The organism is Idiomarina sp. 29L (genome assembly GCF_004123135.1).
Classification (GTDB): Bacteria; Pseudomonadota; Gammaproteobacteria; order Enterobacterales; family Alteromonadaceae; genus Idiomarina.
Map to the genome: position 1 here is coordinate 235,001 of NZ_SDJS01000005.1, position 19,993 is coordinate 254,993.

21 protein-coding genes are annotated in these 19,993 nt (G+C 47.0%); 10 read left to right on the forward strand and 11 right to left on the reverse strand.

Annotated features, from left to right (window positions below; genetic code table 11):
• Positions 1 to 3: 3 nt before the first annotated feature.
• Genes pnuC through EST55_RS11840 form a run of 3 tightly spaced genes read left to right on the forward strand, consistent with a single transcriptional unit; the run spans position 4 to position 2,700 of the window.
• Positions 4 to 621, forward strand: coding sequence for a nicotinamide riboside transporter PnuC (gene pnuC, locus EST55_RS11830; RefSeq protein ID WP_240665310.1), 618 nt, complete (start codon positions 4 to 6; stop codon positions 619 to 621).
• Positions 618 to 1,361, forward strand: a complete 744-nt coding sequence (locus EST55_RS11835; RefSeq protein WP_129497617.1) for a phosphotransferase — start codon at positions 618 to 620, stop codon at positions 1,359 to 1,361. Before pnuC ends, EST55_RS11835 begins: the two co-directional genes overlap by 4 nt.
• Before the next feature lie 13 nt (positions 1,362 to 1,374).
• Entirely contained in the window at positions 1,375 to 2,700 is a 1,326-nt protein-coding gene (locus EST55_RS11840) for an MFS transporter (protein WP_129497618.1), read from the forward strand.
• A gap of 22 nt (positions 2,701 to 2,722) precedes the next feature.
• On the opposite strand, the gene EST55_RS11845 is transcribed toward EST55_RS11840, so the two are convergent.
• Positions 2,723 to 2,920: a DUF3185 family protein gene (locus EST55_RS11845; RefSeq protein WP_053953278.1), complete on the reverse strand. Its 198-nt coding sequence runs from the start codon at positions 2,918 to 2,920 to the stop codon at positions 2,723 to 2,725.
• 176 nt (positions 2,921 to 3,096) lie between these two features.
• Here EST55_RS11845 and EST55_RS11850 point away from each other — a divergent pair, with 176 nt between their 5' ends.
• Positions 3,097 to 5,550, forward strand: a complete 2,454-nt coding sequence (locus EST55_RS11850) for a TonB-dependent receptor (protein ID WP_129497619.1) — start codon at positions 3,097 to 3,099, stop codon at positions 5,548 to 5,550.
• 55 nt (positions 5,551 to 5,605) lie between these two features.
• Here the strand turns inward: EST55_RS11850 and EST55_RS11855 are convergent, their stop codons facing one another.
• The 6 genes from EST55_RS11855 to EST55_RS11880 all read right to left on the reverse strand — a co-directional run bounded on the left by EST55_RS11855 (position 5,606) and on the right by EST55_RS11880 (position 10,939).
• Positions 5,606 to 7,015: a glycosyltransferase gene (locus EST55_RS11855; RefSeq protein ID WP_129497620.1), complete on the reverse strand. Its 1,410-nt coding sequence runs from the start codon at positions 7,013 to 7,015 to the stop codon at positions 5,606 to 5,608.
• A complete protein-coding gene (locus tag EST55_RS11860; protein ID WP_129497621.1) occupies positions 7,008 to 8,102 on the reverse strand; it encodes a hypothetical protein in 1,095 nt (364 codons plus the stop codon). The genes EST55_RS11855 and EST55_RS11860 overlap by 8 nt, the downstream gene beginning before the upstream one ends.
• The gene (locus EST55_RS11865; protein ID WP_129497622.1) at positions 8,080 to 8,832 is read right to left on the reverse strand and encodes a YaiO family outer membrane beta-barrel protein; all 753 of its coding nucleotides are present in this window, start codon (positions 8,830 to 8,832) and stop codon (positions 8,080 to 8,082) included. The genes EST55_RS11860 and EST55_RS11865 overlap by 23 nt, the downstream gene beginning before the upstream one ends.
• Positions 8,829 to 9,224, reverse strand: a complete 396-nt coding sequence (locus EST55_RS11870; protein WP_129497623.1) for a response regulator transcription factor — start codon at positions 9,222 to 9,224, stop codon at positions 8,829 to 8,831. Before EST55_RS11870 ends, EST55_RS11865 begins: the two co-directional genes overlap by 4 nt.
• A 167-nt stretch (positions 9,225 to 9,391) precedes the next feature.
• A complete protein-coding gene (locus EST55_RS11875; RefSeq protein WP_100691357.1) occupies positions 9,392 to 9,868 on the reverse strand; it encodes a Dps family protein in 477 nt (158 codons plus the stop codon).
• Between the two features lie 147 nt (positions 9,869 to 10,015).
• Positions 10,016 to 10,939 (reverse strand): rhodanese-related sulfurtransferase, encoded by a 924-nt coding sequence (locus EST55_RS11880; RefSeq protein ID WP_129497624.1) that lies wholly within the window; start codon positions 10,937 to 10,939, stop codon positions 10,016 to 10,018.
• A 48-nt stretch (positions 10,940 to 10,987) separates the two neighbouring features.
• Between EST55_RS11880 and EST55_RS11885 the strand changes: the two genes are divergently transcribed.
• On the forward strand, positions 10,988 to 11,824 hold the full coding sequence (locus tag EST55_RS11885) for a sulfite exporter TauE/SafE family protein (protein WP_240665311.1): 837 nt from the start codon (positions 10,988 to 10,990) through the stop codon (positions 11,822 to 11,824).
• Here EST55_RS11885 and EST55_RS11890 read toward each other — a convergent pair.
• Together EST55_RS11890 and EST55_RS11895 are read right to left on the reverse strand one after the other, a co-directional pair.
• On the reverse strand, positions 11,732 to 12,787 hold the full coding sequence (locus EST55_RS11890; RefSeq protein WP_129497626.1) for a CNNM domain-containing protein: 1,056 nt from the start codon (positions 12,785 to 12,787) through the stop codon (positions 11,732 to 11,734). The two genes, EST55_RS11885 and EST55_RS11890, sit on opposite strands and share 93 nt — an antisense overlap.
• A gap of 25 nt (positions 12,788 to 12,812) precedes the next feature.
• Positions 12,813 to 13,397 carry a VTT domain-containing protein gene (locus tag EST55_RS11895; RefSeq protein ID WP_129497627.1) on the reverse strand — a complete coding sequence of 195 codons (585 nt, stop codon included), beginning with the start codon at positions 13,395 to 13,397 and terminating at the stop codon, positions 12,813 to 12,815.
• 145 nt (positions 13,398 to 13,542) lie between these two features.
• On the opposite strand from EST55_RS11895, the gene hemH reads away from it, so the two are divergent.
• From hemH to EST55_RS11915, 4 genes are read left to right on the forward strand one after another with little or no spacing between them, the layout of a single operon-like run.
• The gene (gene hemH, locus EST55_RS11900) at positions 13,543 to 14,637 is read left to right on the forward strand and encodes a ferrochelatase (protein WP_129497628.1); all 1,095 of its coding nucleotides are present in this window, start codon (positions 13,543 to 13,545) and stop codon (positions 14,635 to 14,637) included.
• An 11-nt stretch (positions 14,638 to 14,648) separates the two neighbouring features.
• A complete protein-coding gene (locus tag EST55_RS11905) occupies positions 14,649 to 15,089 on the forward strand; it encodes an OsmC family protein (protein ID WP_129497629.1) in 441 nt (146 codons plus the stop codon).
• A 1-nt stretch (position 15,090) separates the two neighbouring features.
• A complete protein-coding gene (locus EST55_RS11910) occupies positions 15,091 to 15,594 on the forward strand; it encodes a TIGR02281 family clan AA aspartic protease (protein ID WP_129497630.1) in 504 nt (167 codons plus the stop codon).
• Between the two features lie 30 nt (positions 15,595 to 15,624).
• Positions 15,625 to 16,137 carry a hypothetical protein gene (locus EST55_RS11915; RefSeq protein WP_129497631.1) on the forward strand — a complete coding sequence of 171 codons (513 nt, stop codon included), beginning with the start codon at positions 15,625 to 15,627 and terminating at the stop codon, positions 16,135 to 16,137.
• Positions 16,138 to 16,231: 94 nt separating this feature from the next.
• Here EST55_RS11915 and EST55_RS11920 read toward each other — a convergent pair whose 3' ends face one another.
• Positions 16,232 to 17,872 (reverse strand): methyl-accepting chemotaxis protein, encoded by a 1,641-nt coding sequence (locus EST55_RS11920; protein WP_129497632.1) that lies wholly within the window; start codon positions 17,870 to 17,872, stop codon positions 16,232 to 16,234.
• A 124-nt stretch (positions 17,873 to 17,996) separates the two neighbouring features.
• Entirely contained in the window at positions 17,997 to 18,626 is a 630-nt protein-coding gene (locus tag EST55_RS11925) for a peroxiredoxin (RefSeq protein ID WP_129497633.1), read from the reverse strand.
• Positions 18,627 to 18,763: 137 nt separating this feature from the next.
• On the opposite strand from EST55_RS11925, the gene EST55_RS11930 reads away from it, so the two are divergent.
• Positions 18,764 to 19,951 (forward strand): GGDEF domain-containing protein, encoded by a 1,188-nt coding sequence (locus tag EST55_RS11930; RefSeq protein WP_129497634.1) that lies wholly within the window; start codon positions 18,764 to 18,766, stop codon positions 19,949 to 19,951.
• Positions 19,952 to 19,993 lie beyond the last annotated feature (42 nt).

Consider the following 19,993-nt stretch of genomic DNA (forward strand, 5'->3'; position numbering starts at 1 on the left):
GCCGTGATAGAAACCCTGTTAGAACAGTTAATGATGAGCTCTTTGTGGGAGTTAGCCGCACTGTTATTTGCGCTGGGGTACCTAGTGCTTGCGGCGCATCAGAAACAATGGTGTTGGCTGTCGGCAACCATAAGCTGCAGTATTTACGCGGTGTTGTTCTGGCAGGGTAAGTTGTATATGGAGTCGGTACTGCAGGCTATTTATGTCGTCATGGCCGGTTACGGCTGGTGGCAGTGGCGCTTCCAAAAGTCTGCTGCCGAAGAAAGCCCCGGTGGTGCTAAATACTCGTTGAAGTGGCATCTTTTACAGTGGGCTTGGCTGATACCTTTGGCTGCTATAATTGCCTATACTCTTTCTGTGTTTACTGACGCCGACGCCGTGTGGCTCGATACTTATACTACCGTGTTTAGCTTGCTGGCGACTTGGCTGGTGACTAAAAAAGCGTATGAAACCTGGTGGTACTGGCTGGTTATTGACAGCGTTTATGTGTATTTATACGCCAGTAAGGGGTTTGTCGCTACAGCATTATTGTTTGTGGTCTACCTGGGACTGGTGTTGTATGCCATGTGGCGCTGGCATCAGGATAATCAACAGCCAGAGCCGGTAAAGAGAGCCGGATGATACCTGCACCTAAAAAAGTCACTCGGTTAACCAGTGGGCAGTCAAACCAAACGCTGCGGCTTAAATCCGATGACTCTGATCTCGTATTAAAGCGGTGGCAAAATGATGGCTTATTTCAGGTTGATAGAGGCCTGGAGGTTGCGGTACAGAAAACGCTTGCCGAAAGCGGAGCTGCTCCTGAAGTGTTGGACTGGAATGAAGCAGAAGGCTGGTTACTGCAGCCTTACTTAGAGGCGCCGTCATTAAATCAGGTAACGTTATCGCCCGCTATTAAAGCGACGGTATTAGCCGAGGTTCTCGCTAAAATCCACTCTTTTAAACCAAGCATTCCTCACTGGCGATTGAACGACAAAGTAGAGCATTACCTGCAGCAGCTTTCCAACTATGAACCTTCCCTGGCTCAGTCTTTTCGTGAAGAGAAAAGCCAGCACCAGCAGGCGATTGATCAATGGCTGGAGTACCCGGTGCTTTGTCACAATGACCTGTCGATGAATCATATTCTTATGACGGCTCCCATTAAAGTCATTGACTGGGAGTATGCGGGAATAGGGCATCCACTGTTTGATATTGCCAATACAATCGTTATGAACAAGCTTGACGACGCTATGGCCGAGCGGCTGCTGACAGACTATGCACGATTAACGCGTTATGACGTCGAGCTTGCTGATATGGCCGAATGGCTTGATTTGGTGGATTGGCTGAATAACTTATGGCAGCATTTACTTTCCTATTCTAAATAAAGTTGAAAGTAGCATGACCGACAAACAGTTGACTGAAAAGGTTTACGGCTATTTAGCGGAAGATGAAGACGCGCGGGTGTGTAAGGACATCCCGGAATCGGCATGTCACCATCAGCCAAAATCGTTTGTGTTAATGCTGCTGTCTCTGACGTTAACCAAACTGGGTGACAGCCTGGTCAGCGCACGTTTAGTCTTGCCTTGGATGTTAAGTTCGTTAGGCGCTCCTGCCATATTCATTAGTGCGTTAGTTCCCTTGCGTGAGTCATTGGCACTATTACCTCAACTATTTGTTGCCCAGCAATTACGCCAACAACCCGTTAGAAAATGGTTTTGGGTTGCCGGCAGCGTGGGGCAGGCTATTTCTTTGCTCTTAATGCTGCTTGCGGTGGCCACGCTGAATAACAGTGCGCTGGGCTGGAGTGTCGTGTTACTGCTCGCGTTATTCAGCTTGTCCCGCGGTATCTGCTCTGTTGCCAATAAGGACGTTACCGGTAAAACGGTGTCTAAAACACGCCGAGGCCGACTATCGGGTGTCGCAGCCTCTTCTGCTGGTTTACTGACATTGTTGACCGCTTTGGTTATTGTTTTTTCGCCAGAAGTGGAAGGTCAACGTTGGCTATTTTTAGCCTTGCTGGGAGCGGGTGTTGTTTTATGGCTTTTAGCGGCTGCTTTGTACGCCGGTATTCCAGAGGTTGCTGGCGCTACCGAAGGTGGTGGTAATGCAGTCTCTGAAGCCGTTAAGTCAATTTCTCTGCTTTGGCGGAACGGTCAGTTTGGGCATTTCGTTTTGACTCGCGCCTTGCTCGTCGCGGCTGCTTTTGCCATTCCTTATATTGTTGTGCTTATTCAGCGCCAGGGCGATACCGAATTAACCAGTCTGGGTAGCCTTATGCTGGCCAGTGGCCTTGCTGGCTTGCTGGCTGGGCGCTTTTGGGGACGTTGGTCTGATTCAGCCAGCCATCATGTTATGGCAGCAGCATCGGTCATGTCGACGTTCGTCATGGCGGCAGCACTGGCTATATTCTATTGGGCACCAAATTGGCTCGGTCTTGAGTGGATTGCTGCTTTATTGTTGTTTGCGTCCGCAGTCGCCCACCACGGTGCGCGGGTTGGTCGTAAAACGTATTTGGTCGATATGGCAAATCAGGATAATAGAGCACAACTGACCGCTGTTTCAAATACCGTTATGGGAGTTGTTTTATTAGCGGGGTTGTTACTTGGCTGGGTTGACTCAGCGTATGGAGCTCATGCTGTTTTATGGGTTCTTATTGCGGTAGGTATACTTGCAACGTTAAGCGCATTGAAACTACCCGACGTGTCCGAAGACACGTCAGCATAGCTTACAAAAACTTCTGCAGATTTTACTTTCCTCGAATGGTGGCGTAGAGACCAATAATTACTGCGGCAACGCCACCAATTAGGTACCAGATGGTGTTGTCTGTTGGTTCATTGGTTGCCATTTCCGATACTTCCGACGCAATGGATTGTGACGCTTCATAAGAGAAGTACAGCAAGATAGCGCCAACGATAATTAAAACAATACCAACTATGCGAGTCATAACGGTTTCCTTTTGTTGCGTTAACAGTTTCTCAATATATCGCACTGTTATTTAAGCGCAAGCCCTCATTTTTTTGTTGATTTATATCATACGGCATATTCCTTAACGATTATTGTAAGTGTAATTGTTAATAAGCGCACCGTTTAAAACTAAAATAACAAGGTTGGGGAAGAACTATGACTAGAGCGCCTTTCAAGCTAGGTTTTTTATCGCTGTCTCTGGCTGCTGCGTTTGTGGCGCCAGGAACGGCTATGGCTCAAGATGCCGTTAATGCCGAAACCGGCGAGTCGATTGAACGCATTGTGACGTTGGGTTCACGCGTAAACGGTCGAACGGCGACCGAATCGGCCTCGCCTATTGATATTATTTCAGCCGATCAGCTTGTTGATACTGGTGCAACTGAGCTGGGTAAAGCGCTGCAAATGAGCGCTCCGTCATTTAATTTCTCATCGACGACTATTTCAGATGGTTCGGATATTATTCGTCCGGCTACTTTGCGTGGTCTGAACCCGGATCAGGTATTGGTGTTGGTGAACGGTAAGCGCCGTCACCAGCAGGCGCTGGTTAACGTACAAGAAACCATCGGTAAAGGCTCTGCCGGGTATGACATTAACGCGATTCCAATTACGGCGGTTGAGCGTGTTGAAATTCTCCGCGATGGTGCAGCAGCACAATATGGCTCAGATGCGATTGCCGGTGTTATTAACATTACGCTGAAAAGCTCAGAAGGCGGTATGATTTCCGCTGAAGTTGGACAAACGTATGAAAAAGACGGTGAAGTGAATACCGTTGGTATTAACTTTGGTAAAGAATTCGATAACGGCTTCTTCAACGGAACGTTAGAATACCGTGACCGCGGTATGACCAATCGAGCCTCGCCGGCTGAAGCATCACTTATTGGTGAATGGCTTTCGCCAAGTGGTGAACCGGTTGTCCGTTTGCATGTTGGCGACGCTGATTCTGAGAACATGTACGCTTGGTTTAACGCTGGCTACAATTTAGGAAATACGACCGAGCTTTACGCATTTGGGGGTATTTCAAATCGTGATGGTGGCTCTTCTGGTTTCTTCCGTGGACGCGGTCATCCAAGAACAATAGAGGCGATTTATCCTGACGGATTTTTACCAAGGCTGGAAACTGAAGCCGATGACCAATCAATAGCGGTGGGTGTTCGTGGTGATTTGCCTAACGCCTGGTTATGGGACGCGAGTGTGGTTTACGGTAAAAATGAGTTTGGATTTAACTCCTCTAACTCGGCGAACGTAAGCTGGTACTACGAGCCACATCCCGATGGCGGCATATACGGTGAGACACCAACCGAGGCTTTCGACGGTGAGTTAGTCTTTGAGCAGACCACATTCAACTTTGACGTCAATGGTACCGTCGACGTGGCTAATGAACTTCTTTATCTCGCACTCGGTGTCGAGCTGCGTCAGGACAGCTACCAAATTAACCCGGGCGATCCAGTATCTTGGGCTTATGGCCGAGCGAATGATCCTGACGTGGAAATTTTAACGCCTTACGGAACCGTCGCAGAAGCAGGCATCCAGGGCTTCCCAGGGTTTAGTCCAAGTCAGGCGGTAGACGCTGACCGTGATAGCTACGGTGCCTATGTCGATGCTGAATACTACGTAACTCCGGACTTTTTGTTAGCTGGTGCGCTTCGCTATGAAGACTATGATATTGCCGGTGACAATATTTCCGGAAAATTGTCGGCTCGCTACGATATTGATAATGACTTCTCCTTGCGTGGAACCGTAGCAACTGGTTTCCGGGCGCCGGGCGTTCAGCAAATATACTACAGCCAAGTTTTGACTAACGTGGTAAACGGTACGCTGGTTGAGACCGGAACCATAGCCAACGACGACGAGTTAGCACGACAATTCGGCATCAAAGAGCTAGAAGAAGAAACCTCAGAAAGCGTCAGCCTTGGATTAATTAAGCGTTTTGATAACGGTTTTGACCTGACGATGGATGCCTACCAAATCAACATCAATGACCGCATTGTTTTATCGGAGTCCTTAACGGCTTCCGTCGGAGCTGAGTTTGGTGAAATTTTGGAGGATAACAACTTAGGTGCCGCACAATTCTTTACTAACTCAGTGGATACCAAAACCACGGGGCTGGATGTTATTGCCTCTTACCCGACGGAATTAATGGAAGGTGAACTAAAACTGACCGCTGCAATGAGCTTCATGAACACGGAAGTTGAGCGGGTGAATTCCGTTTCATCATTGATCCCTGGTGATGAAATATTCAGCGAGACGCAAATCCTGCGTTTAGAAGAAGGTCAGCCAAGTGAGAAAGCAACCATCACTGCAGATTGGACTCGAAATGCCTGGAATGTGAATGTGGCGTTTAACTACTTCGGGGCTGTTGAAGGTCAGGCGTTTACCGGCGTTAAGAAAGAGTGGGGGGGGAAATGGTTGACGGACGCGTCCGTTGGTTATGACTTCACTGATAACCTGAACGTACGTATTGGTGCAAACAACTTGTTTGATACTTACCCGGACGAGTGGGGCAGTGAAGGCTCACCATTCTCCGATGCGGGCTTCAAATACGGCTGGGAAACGCTCCCGTTTGGTATCAACGGTGGTTACTATTACGCGCGCTTGAACTACACATTCTAAAAAATCTTATGTGCATAAAAAACGCCCCTTTTAAAGGGGCGTTTTTATTTGGAGGTTACTGACCGAGACGACCAACACGTTTCATTGTTCCCCAATTGTGTCTGCGCCCTCGTATGAATTGCCAGAATCCCCGTAAACGCCACCAACTGTTCAGTTGCCGGTAGCCAAAGTTCTCCAGTACGGCGGTAAAAATAAGCCACATGAGATCTCTTTTGGATTGATAGGTTCTGAAGGTCAGTTCCTCTAAAATAAGAGAAAATATGGAAATAAAGACACCCAGTCCGAAAGCAGCAAGCAAAAAAGTCAGTGTAAAATTGAGATCAACCAGGCCGGCAAAAAAGAAGTAGGCTGTTAGTAAATAAGCCAATACTTCGATCAGTGGGCCTATTCCCTCAAAAAACAGCATGAAAGGGTAAGCTATCCAGCCAGCAGCTTTGCCGCGCAATGAAAATAAAAGCCCTATGTTTTTTGTCAGGCTTTCCATTAAGCCTCGCTGCCATCGAATGCGCTGGTTTTTTAAGGTGGTTAGATCTTCAGGGGCCTCTGTCCAGCAGACTGGATCGGGTATAAAGGCGATACGGTAAGGGATCTTCTTGTTATTCATATGGTGATGTAGCCGTGTCACTAGCTCCATATCTTCGCCGACAGTATTGGCCTGATACCCGCCACATTCGATGACACGCTGCTTGCGGAACACCCCGAAGGCGCCTGAAATAATGAGCATACCGTTGAGTGGTGACCAGCCCATTCGTCCAAATAAAAAAGCGCGTAAGTATTCGACTATTTGCAGACGGGCGAGCCACGAGCCCGGTAAGCCAACTTTGGTTAGCAGCCCTTGCCTTATGGTTGATCCGTTAGCGACTCGAATTGAACCACCAACGGCAACGGTTTCTGGTTCGTCAATAAAAGGGCGCACAATTCTATCTAAGCTATCCCGCTGTAAAATAGAATCGGCATCCACCGCACAAAATAGTGGGTTACGAGATGCATTTATACCCGCATTTAAGGCATCGGCTTTACCGCCATTGTCTTTGTCGATGACCCGAAGCTGCGGGTGTTTTTTTGAGCGGTAGACTTGCCGGATGGGTTGAGTGGTCAGCTGATTCCGGTACGCCTCGTGATACACCTGGAGATCAAATGCGCTGATAAGCGTTGCCATGGTGTCATCGCGAGAACCGTCATTAATGACAATAATTTCATATTTGGGGTACTCGAGCTGCAGAATGCTTTTAACCGACGATACAATGCCAACAGCTTCGTTATAGGCAGGAACAATGACGGAGACTGGCGGTAGCAACGGACCAAAACTCATGGGTAGTAACTGATTATCATATCGCCGCATATACCGACGGATAACTACAAAACTAATGATGTTGAGTATAAGGTAAACAACGGTTAAGGCGACGAAGTAACCAATAAAACTCAGCTGTGCTATTTCAATCCAGGGTTGCCAATTATCAAGCATCGATTATCTCCAAATTCATTTCGTTCGCTACTTGCATCAACATGTTCCTGGCAAATGGATCGGCCAGTTCAGTCAGTTGTTCTTTAAGGTAGTCTGGCGAAAATTCTGGGTGTGAAAAAATTCCTCGAGCAGCTCGGTAACGAACCCACCAAGCCGAATCTTGCAACAGCTGCCATAGGCGCTCTAAATCTTGTTTGTTACGTGCCAGCTCACCCAACATTCGGGTAGCCTGAACCCTGATGCTCAATTCGGCTGACTGAGTCAAACGTCTAATTAATGGCAGGTGGTGCGGGTGATCAAGCAGAGGTATCAGTTGTGCTGTCGCCTCAGGTTGCGACTTAAAATGGCGAATTAAGGTTTCGGCTTCACTGCTGGAGAGAGGTGCATTCACTCCTTGCAGCACCTTAAGCAGATAAACGGCATGTTCAGCCGTGGTTTCAAGTAGAATTTTCTGAGCCTGCTGAATGAGGTAACGTGAGTCACATTCTTTGGCTATCGTAACCAAACGTTCTGGCGCAACGAAACGTTTCAACTGAAGCAGTATTGGCACTGCAATGGTTTGATCATTACGCATTAGAGCGCGCAGTGCTGTAAGAACAACCATACTGCTGGAATGCTGAGTGAGCTCTTTTAAACGTCTTATGGTAGCGGGAGAAAGCTTTTGCAGATCGCCCATGGCAATCGCTGTTGCAATCAACGTTCTGACATCTTGACCGCGCATTAGCTCGAGCGCCTGACGTTCTAGACGAATGTGTTCGGCTAAGCGTTCAAGGCCATCATCGGCATCGCCGCGGACATAACGATGCATAAGGGACCACAGTTGGATGAACCACAAAAAAGCCTGGGTATCCTGCCACAGCTGCTTTATTTGGGCACGCTCGGGTAATTCTGCTTGTGGATTTGCACAACATTCGAATAGGAATTGGCGCCATTGTCGTTGTAATTCATTGCGCTTTTTCTCATCCTCCTGATGAATAATGCGCAGGATGAACAACCACGACCAAACCAATAGAACGAAAACAACAATAACCAGCAGGGCACTGTGCATCCATTGCAAGAGTTGTTCAGAATCGATAGCGAAGTCCAAGCAACACCCCCCGGCGATCGTAAAAGTCGCCTTGCTGATTAAAGCTCATTGCCCAGCGCAGACCCCAGCTGGGTGAAAGCTGATGTAAACCGTAAACGCTGATGCCTTTTACATTGGTTATCAGAACCTGTTGAGGGGCGATTTTTTCTGCCTCCTCACCTTGATTGAGAGCCAGTGTTATGGCACTCCAGTCATCATAAAAGTAGCTAAGGGTTGCGGCGTGAGACAGAGCTGAGTCACCACCTAGAAGGTGATCCTGACGAATTCGGTAAGACCAGCGCCATTGTGAAAAGTAACGTTCTAACTGAAGACTATAACCTTGAGTGGTGCTTGTCGGCCAGCGGCTTCTGTGAGCCCCTACACTGATAAGGTAACCATTATTCAGCGCGCGGCTGAGTATAATCTGACCTTGTAACTCGGGACGAACCCGGGACGTTCCTGAACCGCCAAGCTCGCCAAATAATTGCCAGTTTTCGTTAAGCTCAGTGTAAAATCCGGTCAACACCTCGTTATCGCTGAGGTCAAAACGGCGGGTTTGGTTAAAACGCAAATAGCCTAGCGTCTCATCTGATAATGACCGTTCATATTGAATGTAAGCACTTTGCCAGTTGTCATAATTACCCGTCAGACTATCGAAACCCACTCCGGCCTCGAGCGCCTGATTATAGGACTGAGCTTGTAGTGGCATACTTAACAAAAAAAACAACGCGGTCAGTACACTGAGCTTCATGAAAAACTCCTTTTCTGACTTTGGATATTAAGCAGTTTACGGAGCCGAGCCTGCAATTCTTTTGGCTGAAAGGGCTTTACCATGTAGTCGTTGGCACCTGAATCCAGAGCGTTGGCAATATCATCGTCGTCTTGTAAGCTGGTTAATACCAAGATGGGAATCGCACGGCTTGGTTCGCGATTGCGGAGCCATTGGATGAGCTGTGCCCCTGATATGATGGGTAATTGCAAGTCAAGGAGCACCAAGTCCGGAGTCGAACCACGTAACCAATCTTGAGCTTCGGAGCCGTTATTACAGCAGTGAGTTTCATACCCTTCGCGCTGTAATAAAAATTCTAATAGTTCACGTAAAACTACGTCGTCTTCAACAATTAAAATTTTGAACTTGCTCATATACGTGTCTCCTCGCTTAATTCAAGCATAAGTAGCTTAGGCGTTGGGAGCAAGGAAAAACCTCTTTAAAGAACAAGCAATAAGTGCTTTACACACAAAAAAAGACCGAGTAATTCTTTACTCGGTCTTGGTTGTTAGCAGTCATTACAGGCGTCGAATTTCTGCCATTAATTACCTAAGTAAGAAGTCAGCATCCACGCTGTTTTCTCTTGCTCTTTAATGTAGTCACTCATCAACGCGTTGGTGCCTTCATCACCGGCTTCTCCTGCGAGGTCTAAAATCTCACGTTGCAGGCGAATCGTTGTTTGATAACTGTCCAGAATATTTGCGACACAAGCGCGACCTTCATGGACGTCTTTTACTTCTTCAATTTCGCTATTCTTAATATAGGTCGAATAAGCGTGTTGAGGACGTTGACCCAAGGTCAAAATGCGTTCTGCAATCTCATCAATCTTCAGCAATAAGTCATCGTAGGTTTCTTCAAACTTCGCATGCAGTTCGAAGAAGCGCTCGCCTTTAATGTTCCAATGGAAACCACGAACGTTCATGTAAAACACTTGATAGTTCGACAACAGCTCGTTCAGCTTGTCGCCAAGTTGCTCGGCTTTTTTCTTGTCTAAACCAATAACGCTTAACTGTTTCATAAAACCCTCCTTTGTCATCGTTATGCATTAACCATAGTCCATTCATGAGGTTAAAGAAAGCGATGAAAATCGATGAAGCTGACAGTTAAATTCGATAACTGTCAGCTTTAGCTTACATCAAGGAGTGCAGTTTTGAAGCGATTTAGATCAACTCAAAGACTCAACTTTACCATCGCGAATGTGCTTTTCGCCGCGCGCTTTGGCAAGCTGAATTTGGCGCTCACGCTCTGCGAAACGCTCTTTTTGTTCTGCGGATGTTTGGTCGAAGCAATGCGGGCAGCTAACCCCTTTCTGATAATGCTCGGATTGCATTTCTTCTTTGGTAATTGGCATGCGGCAGGCGTAACACTGGTCGTATTCGCCTTGTTCAAGCCCGTGCTTAACGGTGACTCGCTGGTCAAAAACGAAACACTCGCCGTTCCAGCGGCTGTTGTCTTCCGGCACCAGCTCAAGGTATTTCAATATCCCGCCTTTTAAGTGATACACCTCGTCGAAGCCCTGCTCTTTTAAATACGCCGTTGATTTCTCACAGCGAATGCCTCCGGTGCAAAACATAGCAACCTTTTTATGTTTCTCCGGGTCGAGGTGTTCTTTTACGTAATCAGGAAATTCGCGAAAGGTGTCGGTTTTTGGATTTACGGCACCTTCGAACGTACCCACCGCATATTCATACTCATTACGGGTATCAATAACCAATACTTCTGGGTCAGAAATGAGGTCGTTCCACTTTTCCGGTTCAACGTAGGTGCCCACGGTATTTTTAGGATCGACCCAGTCGATGCCCATGGTCACAATTTCTTTCTTCAGCTTAACCTTGGTGCGGTAGAAGGCTTGCTCATCACTCGGTGATTCTTTGTGATCAAGATCAGCAAACCGGTCATCTGAACGCAGATAAGCCAAGACCTTATCAATGGCTTCACGAGTACCACAAATCGTACCGTTAATGCCTTCGCGGGCCAGCAAAAGTGTGCCTTTGACGTCGTTGTCGATAAGGGTTTGATAGAGTGGTTCGCGAATTTGCTCATAGTCATTGAGCTCGACAAACTTATACAATGCCGCACAAATATACATATCGTGTTACCTTCTTCAGCGGTTCGGAACGCAAATCCGAAGCCTTGTTTGGAAATAGTCGATTTAAAAATCGAGCGCGAATTATACGTATTGATCCAGATCAGCGCAAACCAGGAGTCGAAGTCAGTGGTCAGTGAGTCGTTATTCTATGGGTTAGTGTTGCTCTCCGCGGCAACGTCTTTATTAAGTGCGGTAGCCGGTGCTGGCGGCGGCGCGGTATTAATTGGCGTTATTGCGTTGGTGTTGCCTGGTAGTGCCGTTATTCCGGTTCATGGTTTAGTGCAAATGGGTTCTAACGTAGGGCGTGCCTCTTTGTCATGGCGACATATTCACTGGCCGACTATTGCTTGGTTTGTGCCTTTTGGGCTATTGGGTACCTTTCTTGGAAGTCTGTTACTGGTTCAGTTACCTACAGAAATACTGCAAATTACTATTGGCCTGTTTCTGTTATGGCTAACTTGGGGGCCCAAATTGCCACAAAGTCTTTCTGGCCGGGCAGGCCTTGTCGGCGGAGGCTTGTTAACTGGGTTTTTAGCATTATTTGTTGGCGCATCAGGACCTTTGGTGGCGGCTTTCGTAAAAGCCCGTTTCAGCGAGAGGATGCAAACCGTGGCTACCTTTGCGGCAGTAATGACGTTTCAACATGGTCCAAAAGCCATTGTGTTTGGTATGGCTGGCTTTGTTTTCAAAGACTGGCTGCCTTTAATTGGGGCAATGATAGCGGCTGGTTTTGCCGGTACCTGGATAGGTTTGCACTGGCTCAAAAAAATTACGAACCAGCGCTTTGATCAACTATTCCGAATCATTATTACCTTGCTGGCGCTGCGCTTGCTTTGGGTCGCGTTTAAGGCGCTTATCCCAGCGCTGTCTGGCGTAGCGGCGTAGGCTGGCAATGTTGTCAGTTTCATCCATTATTGGCGTGCCCAAAATGGTCTCAATAATATCTTCCAGAGTAATAAGCCCTAACCAGCTGCCGTGTTCGTCGTAAACTAATGCCATGTGTTGTCGTGTCGATATCAGGTGGCTCATTAGCGCTTCCACGCTCACGGTTTCGGTGACGACCTCTACCTGGCGAACAATGTCGAGAATGGAGGTGCCTTCGTCGGCATCAAAGACATCGCTTCGAAACAGGATGCCGTAAGGCTCTTCTTCCGAATCTATGACCGGATAACGGGAAAATGGCAGTTCTCGAATTTTTTGGCTGACGTCCATGATGTCTTCGTCAGGTCGTATTGACTCGCAGACGGTTCGTGGCGTCATGACTTCTTTTACCCGGATATCGTGGAGGTCGAGAATGTTTAAAATAACGCGTCTTTCGTCGGCATCCAGGGCTTCTTCCTCATGACCAATGGTTGCCATGGCTTTTATTTCAGAGCGCACGTCAATGTCTTCCTCTGTGCCACCAATGCGTTTCGTTATTTGGTCTGACAGCCAAATAAAGGGCTTAAGCGTTAGAATCATGAGGTTCAAAATTGGCGGAAGCCAGGGCGCCAATGGCCGCCAAAATTTGGCACCAATGGTTTTTGGTATAATCTCGGACAAAATGAGGATGAGTAACGTCATAACTGCCGACGCAACGCCCAGGTAACCATCACCAAAAACCACACCAACTTGTGCGCCGACACCTGCCGCTCCGGCGGTATGAGCGACGGTATTTAAGGTTAAAATAGCGGCCAGGGGTTTATCGATGCCATCTTTGAGTTTACGTAGTTGCTTATGCGTTTTTGGTCTGGATTCTTTTAGGTGAGCAATGTAACTCGGTGTTACTGACAGTATTGCCGCCTCCAGAACCGAGCATATAAAAGATACGCCAATAGCCAAAAACGCAAAAAGTATAAGAAGAGTCATCGGGCTCCGAGTGAATAACTGTTGATTATAAAAACTGTATCAACAATATAACAGAAACCGCAGCAATAAGTATGGACCATCCGGCGGGGCCCGAATAACGTTCCCAGATATCTTCCGCTTGTGGGCCGAGCCAGAACACTAAGGCGGCCAGAATGTAGTAACGTAACGCTCGGGCGATACCGGCAGCTAGTAAAAACAAGGCTAAAGGGTATTTGCCAGCCCCGGCAGCAAGCATCGCCACCTGAAAAGGAACAGGCGTAACGCCAACCAGGAATATTGACCAGAAGCCGTTATTTTCCAGAGTCGATTGAAACTCGTCGTATTGCTCCTGAACGGATAAGTAGTCAATAAACCATTGGCCGATGGTATCGAACAACGCATAACCAATGTAATAACCGCCGACTGAGCCCGCCATGAACCCAGCTAATGCGACGGATGCAATTAACCAAATACGCTCTCGCTCCAGCACCATATAAGGTACCAGGATAAGCTCTAGCGGAATTGGTAAAACAGTCGCTTCTAGTGCCGAAAGAAAGAACAGAAGCACCAGCGCGTGTGGTGAGTTGGCCAGCTTCTTGTACCACTTTTCACGAGTAGATGTTGTCGACATATAAAATGGGTCAAGCAAATATTTTAGATAGCGTGTATCGTTACAGTGTAACCTGATTTTTTTGCAAATAGGGATCGAACCCGTTAAAAATTACGTAAATTTCGCGTTATTCCCAAGCAAAAACAGAATTTTAAGGTAAAAGCAGATGAAATATCGTGGTAGTTCTTCGTTTTCCCACCACCAAGCTGACAAAATAGGTGTGCTTGTCACCAATTTAGGCACACCCGAGGCCCCGACAAAGAAAGCCTTGAAGCCTTATTTGAAAGAGTTTCTGTCAGACCCTCGGGTGGTCGAGGTGCCACGGTTGCTTTGGTCGTTGATTTTAAATGGTGTTATTTTGCGCATTCGACCGAAGCGCTCAGCAGAAGCCTATAAAACGGTTTGGACGGACCGAGGCTCGCCACTATTATTTCATACGGAAGACCAAGCCAAAGGCATAGAAGCAAAACTAAAAGAAACCTGGGGTGAGGACATTGTTGTCGACTTTGCCATGCGCTACGGAAACCCAGCAATTTCCGATGTTATTGAACGGATGCTAGAAAAAGGCGTGCGTAAGCTGCTGGTTTTGCCTCTTTACCCGCAATACAGTGCATCAACTACGGCTTCGACGTTCGATGCGTTGGCGAAAGACTTTACCCAACGGCGTTGGTTACCGGAGCTGCGTTTTGTCACGCATTACCATGACTACCCGCCTTTTATAGAAGCAGCCGCTAAGCGTATTGAACGTCACTGGAATGAACATGGGCGTGCTGACAAATTACTGCTCTCCTACCATGGCATACCGCTGCGTTACTTGAAAAACGGTGACCCGTATCATTGTGAGTGCTACAAAACCTCGCGACTGCTGGCAGAGCGCCTAGGACTGAAACAAGATGAGTATTTAACCACTTTCCAGTCGCGCTTTGGTCGTGAAGAGTGGTTGCAGCCATACACCGACATGACCATGAAAGCCTTACCGAAAAAAGGCATTAAATCAGTACAGGTTTTTTGTCCGGGGTTCAGTGCTGACTGTCTGGAAACTATTGAAGAAATTGGTGAGGAAAACCGCGAGTACTTTATGGAAAGCGGCGGAGAGCGTTATGAGTACATTAGCGCATTGAATGCTGAGCCTGATCATATTGCAGCGCTAACAGAGTTAGTGAATACTCACTTGCAGGGTTGGTCCTTTGAAAAAGTGACTGAACAACGCCAGGCATTAGCGGACAAGGTCGAAAAGCAAACATTGCCTTATAGCCAATAAGGAACTTAGTAATGGAAAAAGAATTTTCAGTATCAATGGAGTTGGTTGATAAGTACAAATTTCTTATCGACTTCGGTGAATTTGGAGAAGTGACATCAGATGAGCCTGAGCCATTAGGTGATGGTAGTGGACCGAACCCCTCTCGTTTGTTGGCGGCATCGGTCGCTAACTGTCTATCGGCTAGCTTAATGTTTGCCTTACGAAAGTTTAAAGACGACCCGGGTAAAGTCAGTGCAATGGTGAAAGGTGAGCTAGACAGAATTGATGGGCGCTGGCGTATTGTTGGTATGAATGTGAGCATTACGCTTGGAAACACGGCTGAACAACTTGAACATTTGGACAGAGCGCTTGAGCAGTTTGAGGATTTCTGTGTCGTTACTCAGAGCGTGCGTAGTGGTATTGATGTTACCGTTACTGTCGAGGACAGTAACGGTAACAAGGTAAAAAACTAAAATGGCAGCCGGTAACTCTTTTGGAAAGCCCTTCATGTTCATTGCGTGGGGGCTGGCAATTGCTCTATTAGTTTGGTTTTTTCAAGATCAGCTTCAGGAGCAGTTTAACCCGAATTCAAACATCCAGAGCCATCGCAGTAGTGGTGAAGTGACCGTTGTTCTCGAGCAAAACCGTATGGGGCATTATGTGGCCAGAGGAAAAATAAATGGTCAACAGGTGACGTTTCTTTTAGACACCGGAGCGACGCTGGTGGCGGTTCCTGAAGAGCTTGCACGTCAATTAGGCTTACAAAAAGGGCGGCAAGGTATGTCACAAACCGCCAACGGCCGGGTTATTACCTATCGAACGGAAATTGATACATTGGAACTGGGTGAAATACGACTTAACAACGTTGACGCGTCTATTACGCCGGGTATGGACGGAAACGTTATTCTTTTAGGAATGAGCGCATTAAAAGAATTTGAGTTAACCCAAAAAAACGATACGCTAAGGTTAACGTATTAAAACGAATCAAATTTATAGGAAGAATAAATCATGCATAAGTTGTTTATTGGAATGGCAGCGGTTGCCTTCAGTGCTACAAGTTTTGCTCAACAGTCAGGATTAGAGGCCTGTGCCGAAATTGAAGATTCGTTAGAGCGTTTGGTGTGTTATGATAATTTAGCTAAGAAAGAACGAGCTGGAGAGCGAAAACGTCAGGACAGAGAGCTTCCGGAGCAGGCCCGTAAAGGTAAACAGAAGGCCGCCGAGATGAAGGAAAAGGCTCAAGAGCGACGCGAAAGTGCCAATGATCGTTTCGGATTTGAGCATAAAGAAAAAGAAGGGACGGAAGATGAGCGTATTAGCGTGACCTTGGCCGATCGCGAAGAAGGCCCCTATGGAAAGTGGCGCATAACGTTAACCAATGGTCAGGTTTGGAAGCAAACCGATAGTGGTTATTTTTCATGGGATGGAGATTCATACTACATTGAGCGGGGTGCACTGAATTCATTCTTCTTTGGTCGTGAAGGTTCCAATCGCCGTATGCGGGTTCAACGCGTTAAGTAAAATGGATGAAGCGGGAGAGTTTGCTCTGCAAGCTTAAGCTGCTGGACGAACTGCTCAGTTGGGCAGAGCGCCAGCAGTCTCTGGATAACGAACTTTAGCTGATTCGGAATTGACGCAACTCGCGTTGTAAGTCAGACGATAATTTCGCTAAATTATCACTCGACTCCTTAACTTGAGCGGATGCCTGGGCCGACTGATCAGAAATATTGCTAATCGTATTAATGTTCTGGTTAATTTCTTCGGTTACAGAGCTTTGCTCGTCAGCCGCGCTCGCAATATGGCTGTTCATATCATTAATTTCGTCGACAGCCTGAGTGATAGATTGTAGTGACTCATCGGCCTCCTGCGCTCTGTCGACTGTATGATCGGCTTCTTTTTTACCGGTTTGCATTGATTGTACAGCTTCTTTAGTCGCCGCTTGCAGCCGCTCTATCATTTCCTGAATTTCCTGCGTGGACTCTTGAGTGCGGCTAGCCAACGTTCTGACCTCATCAGCGACTACTGAGAAACCACGACCATGTTCACCAGCGCGTGCTGACTCAATAGCGGCATTTAACGCCAGCAGGTTGGTTTGTTCGGCAATACTGCCAATGACATCTAATACTTTGCCAATGTTATCACTGTCTTCGGCCACTTTTGTGATGGTTTGCGTGGTTCGATTCACGTGGTTCGCTAAATTTTTGATAGCTGTAACGGTTGCATTGACAACATCCCGGCCTTGCTTGGTGTGATCGTCTGCTGTGCGCGCAGAATTAGCCGCCTCGTTGGCACTTTTCGCAATTTCATCCACCGTCGTCGACATTTCATGAATGGCCGTTGCGACTTGTTCGACGGCTTGATGTTGTTCCCTAACACTGGCGTTGGATTGCTCGGAAATGCTGGATAGCTCTTCAGATGATGTAGCCAACTGTTCTGTCATGGAGTTTATTTTGGTAATAGTACGTTGTAGCTTGGCGACAAACTCATTAAAGGCGTCGGCGACTAGGCCTAACTCATCGCTTCTATCCAGATTGACACGCGCAGTTAAATCCCCTTCACCTTTCGCCATGTCTTCAAAGCGTTCAAGCATTAAGTTTAAGGGCTTGGTAATTAAAGGTGGGAAGAACAGCGCAAGCAGCACACAAATAGCTAAACCGACAACAAGGACAACCATTTGTGTCCAGTTACTTTGGATAATAATTCCATCTATCAACTCCGATTGACTAAGAGCTGCTTCTTCTTTTCGTTGCTCGAGCTGATCCAGTACATTGCGCATCGTTTCGAATTGCGGACCACTATCAGTTTGACTGAGCTGAATGGCTTGTTGAACACTACCTTGTCGGTGTAATTCAATCACCCGCTGAGCGGTGGTTGTCCATATTTCGTTTTTTGTTTTGTAGTCCTCAACCATACGACGCTCTTCGACACTGGAGGTAAGGCTTAAGAATCGATTTACCCGCTGCTCGGCTTGCTCTAGGTTTTCGTTATGGGTATCGATAAGCTGTTGTTGGAGGGAAGAGCCTGGCTCAACTGAGAGTAATGTTCTTTCGGCAACTTGGGCCTGATGAAGATCACGGTCAGCTTGAAGTAGGTAATTAAGCCCGGGTAAGTGCTCACTGGCTATTTTATCAACACTGTTTGCGACAGATTTAAAATTAACGGCGCTGACAGCAGCGATACCTATCAATACCATTGCCAGCAGGACAATGGGCAGTAATAGCTTATAGCGGAATCGAAGGTTATTGAACCAGCTCATATTATTCGCCCTTTTTGCTTTACGACTAAAGTCTAATGACTTGTTATCGTAAGCTAAGCAGCTTTACTTTAGCTGGTCAATAAATAAACGCCGAGCTCTCGCGAGCCCAGCGTTTGGGTTGACGTTATTTTATATCGGTTAGGCGAAGATAGGGTTTTAGTGTTTTCCAGCCTTGTGGAAATTTCTCTTTTGCATCATCGTCACTGACATTAGGACGAATAATGACGGAGTCTCCTGGTGTCCAGTCCGCAGGGCAAGCGACTTCCTCGCGATCTGTTGTTTGTAACGCATCAATCACGCGCAAAATCTCGTTGAAGTTACGACCAACCGTCATTGGGTAAGTCATTATCAGACGAACTTTCTGGTTCGGATCGATAATAAATACCGAGCGAACCGTCGCTGTAGCACTCTCATTCGGGTGAATCATGTCGTACTTTTGCGCGACTTCCAGCTCTTTGTCCGCAACAATGGGAAACTCCAGAACGGTATTTTGAGTTTCGTTAATGTCGTTGATCCAGCCTTTGTGCGCGTCAACTGAGTCGGTAGAAAGCCCTAATGGTTTTACGTTACGTTTTTCAAACTCTGGCGCTAACTGCGATGTGCGCCCCATTTCTGTCGTACAAACTGGCGTGTAGTCAGCGGGGTGGCTGAAGAAAAAGACCCAAGAACCCTTGGCCCAGTCATGAAAATTGATAGAACCTTCTGTGGTATCAATCGTAAAATCGGGTGCGGTATCACCAATACGTAATGTCATAGAGCTACTCCTAGTGTGTCTTTTTAAGACGAAAATAGATAACCTTTAAATAGTAGCTGATTGCCCGCTTTGCAAGGTGGTTAACTTATAACCTTTTACTCTACGTTAGACAGCTGAGTTATTAGCAGGAGTTGCGTTTGTCTTTAGTTGTTTTTTTGCCTCTGGTCGCATGGTTTATATTGGGCTTTTTTGCGCCGACGATACTGACGAGTGTTGACTTACCGGTGCCAGAGAGTGTTATTGCCTCTTTGAGTTTGGTCGTCGTTGTTGCGGGTTTTTTCCGGCAATGGCAATGGTTTTACTGGTGCGCCTGGACAGCGGGGTTTTATGCGGTTATTCAGTTGGGTTTGCAGCAGCCACTGAGCCAACAGCCTGTGACGGTTTTATATGAAGCGTTGCCGGTTTGGCTGTCGCTAACGGCTTTGCTGTTGGCGCTTATCAAGTTGCCGGTACTGTTTTCTATGAACGGCTTCCTGCTGTTTATTGCTGGTGGTCTTTCCCCCTTCTTATTGCTTATAGAACCATTTTCTGGTGCTGTGGCTCTGTTAAATCCTTCTGAAATGCTAAGCCTGGCTGGCGAATTTCCCGGTGTAGGCACGGCGCTATGGATGATTGTTATTGGGGGGGGATGGGCCACTATCTTGCTCTATAGACAAGCATCGGCGTTTCGCTGGAGTCAGTTAGTGGCCTGGTTAACTTTTATGGTGTTTGTTATCGGCGTTAAGCAAACTGAAGCGTCAATGTGGGCTGTGCTGGTTGTTTCAGTTAGTTTCTTGCTGGCACTAGCCGACAGAATGTTAAAGCTGGCTTATATCGACGAGCTCACCGGATTACCGCAACGCCGAGCGCTTATGAGTGAGCTACAACATCTACGCAAGCGAAGCGCCGTATGTATGCTCGACGTTGATCATTTTAAGAAATTCAATGATCGCTACGGGCATGAGGTTGGCGATCAGGTGCTTAGGCTACTTGGTCGTATTTTAAAAAGTGTCAGCGGATTTAAAGCTTACCGATATGGGGGCGAAGAGTTCACTTTAGTGTTTTCACACAACAACGAAGAAAAGTTAAAAGACGTACTGGAAACTGTACGCTCAAAGGTGGCTAATTATCCGCTTGCTTTACGAGACCCTTCCCGACCTGAAAAGTCACGAAAAGGTAAAGAAAAACGTGGCAAGCAAAGCGACAAAAAAACGGTGAAAGTTACCATCAGTTTAGGAGCGACGACAAAAGCGCCCGGCGATACGCCCGACAGTATTCTGAAGCGAGCGGATGAAAACCTGTATGCAGCCAAAAAGGCGGGGCGGAATCGTTATGTAATGAGGTAAATGTAAAGAATTATTACAAAATTGGACAAATTGTAATCATAA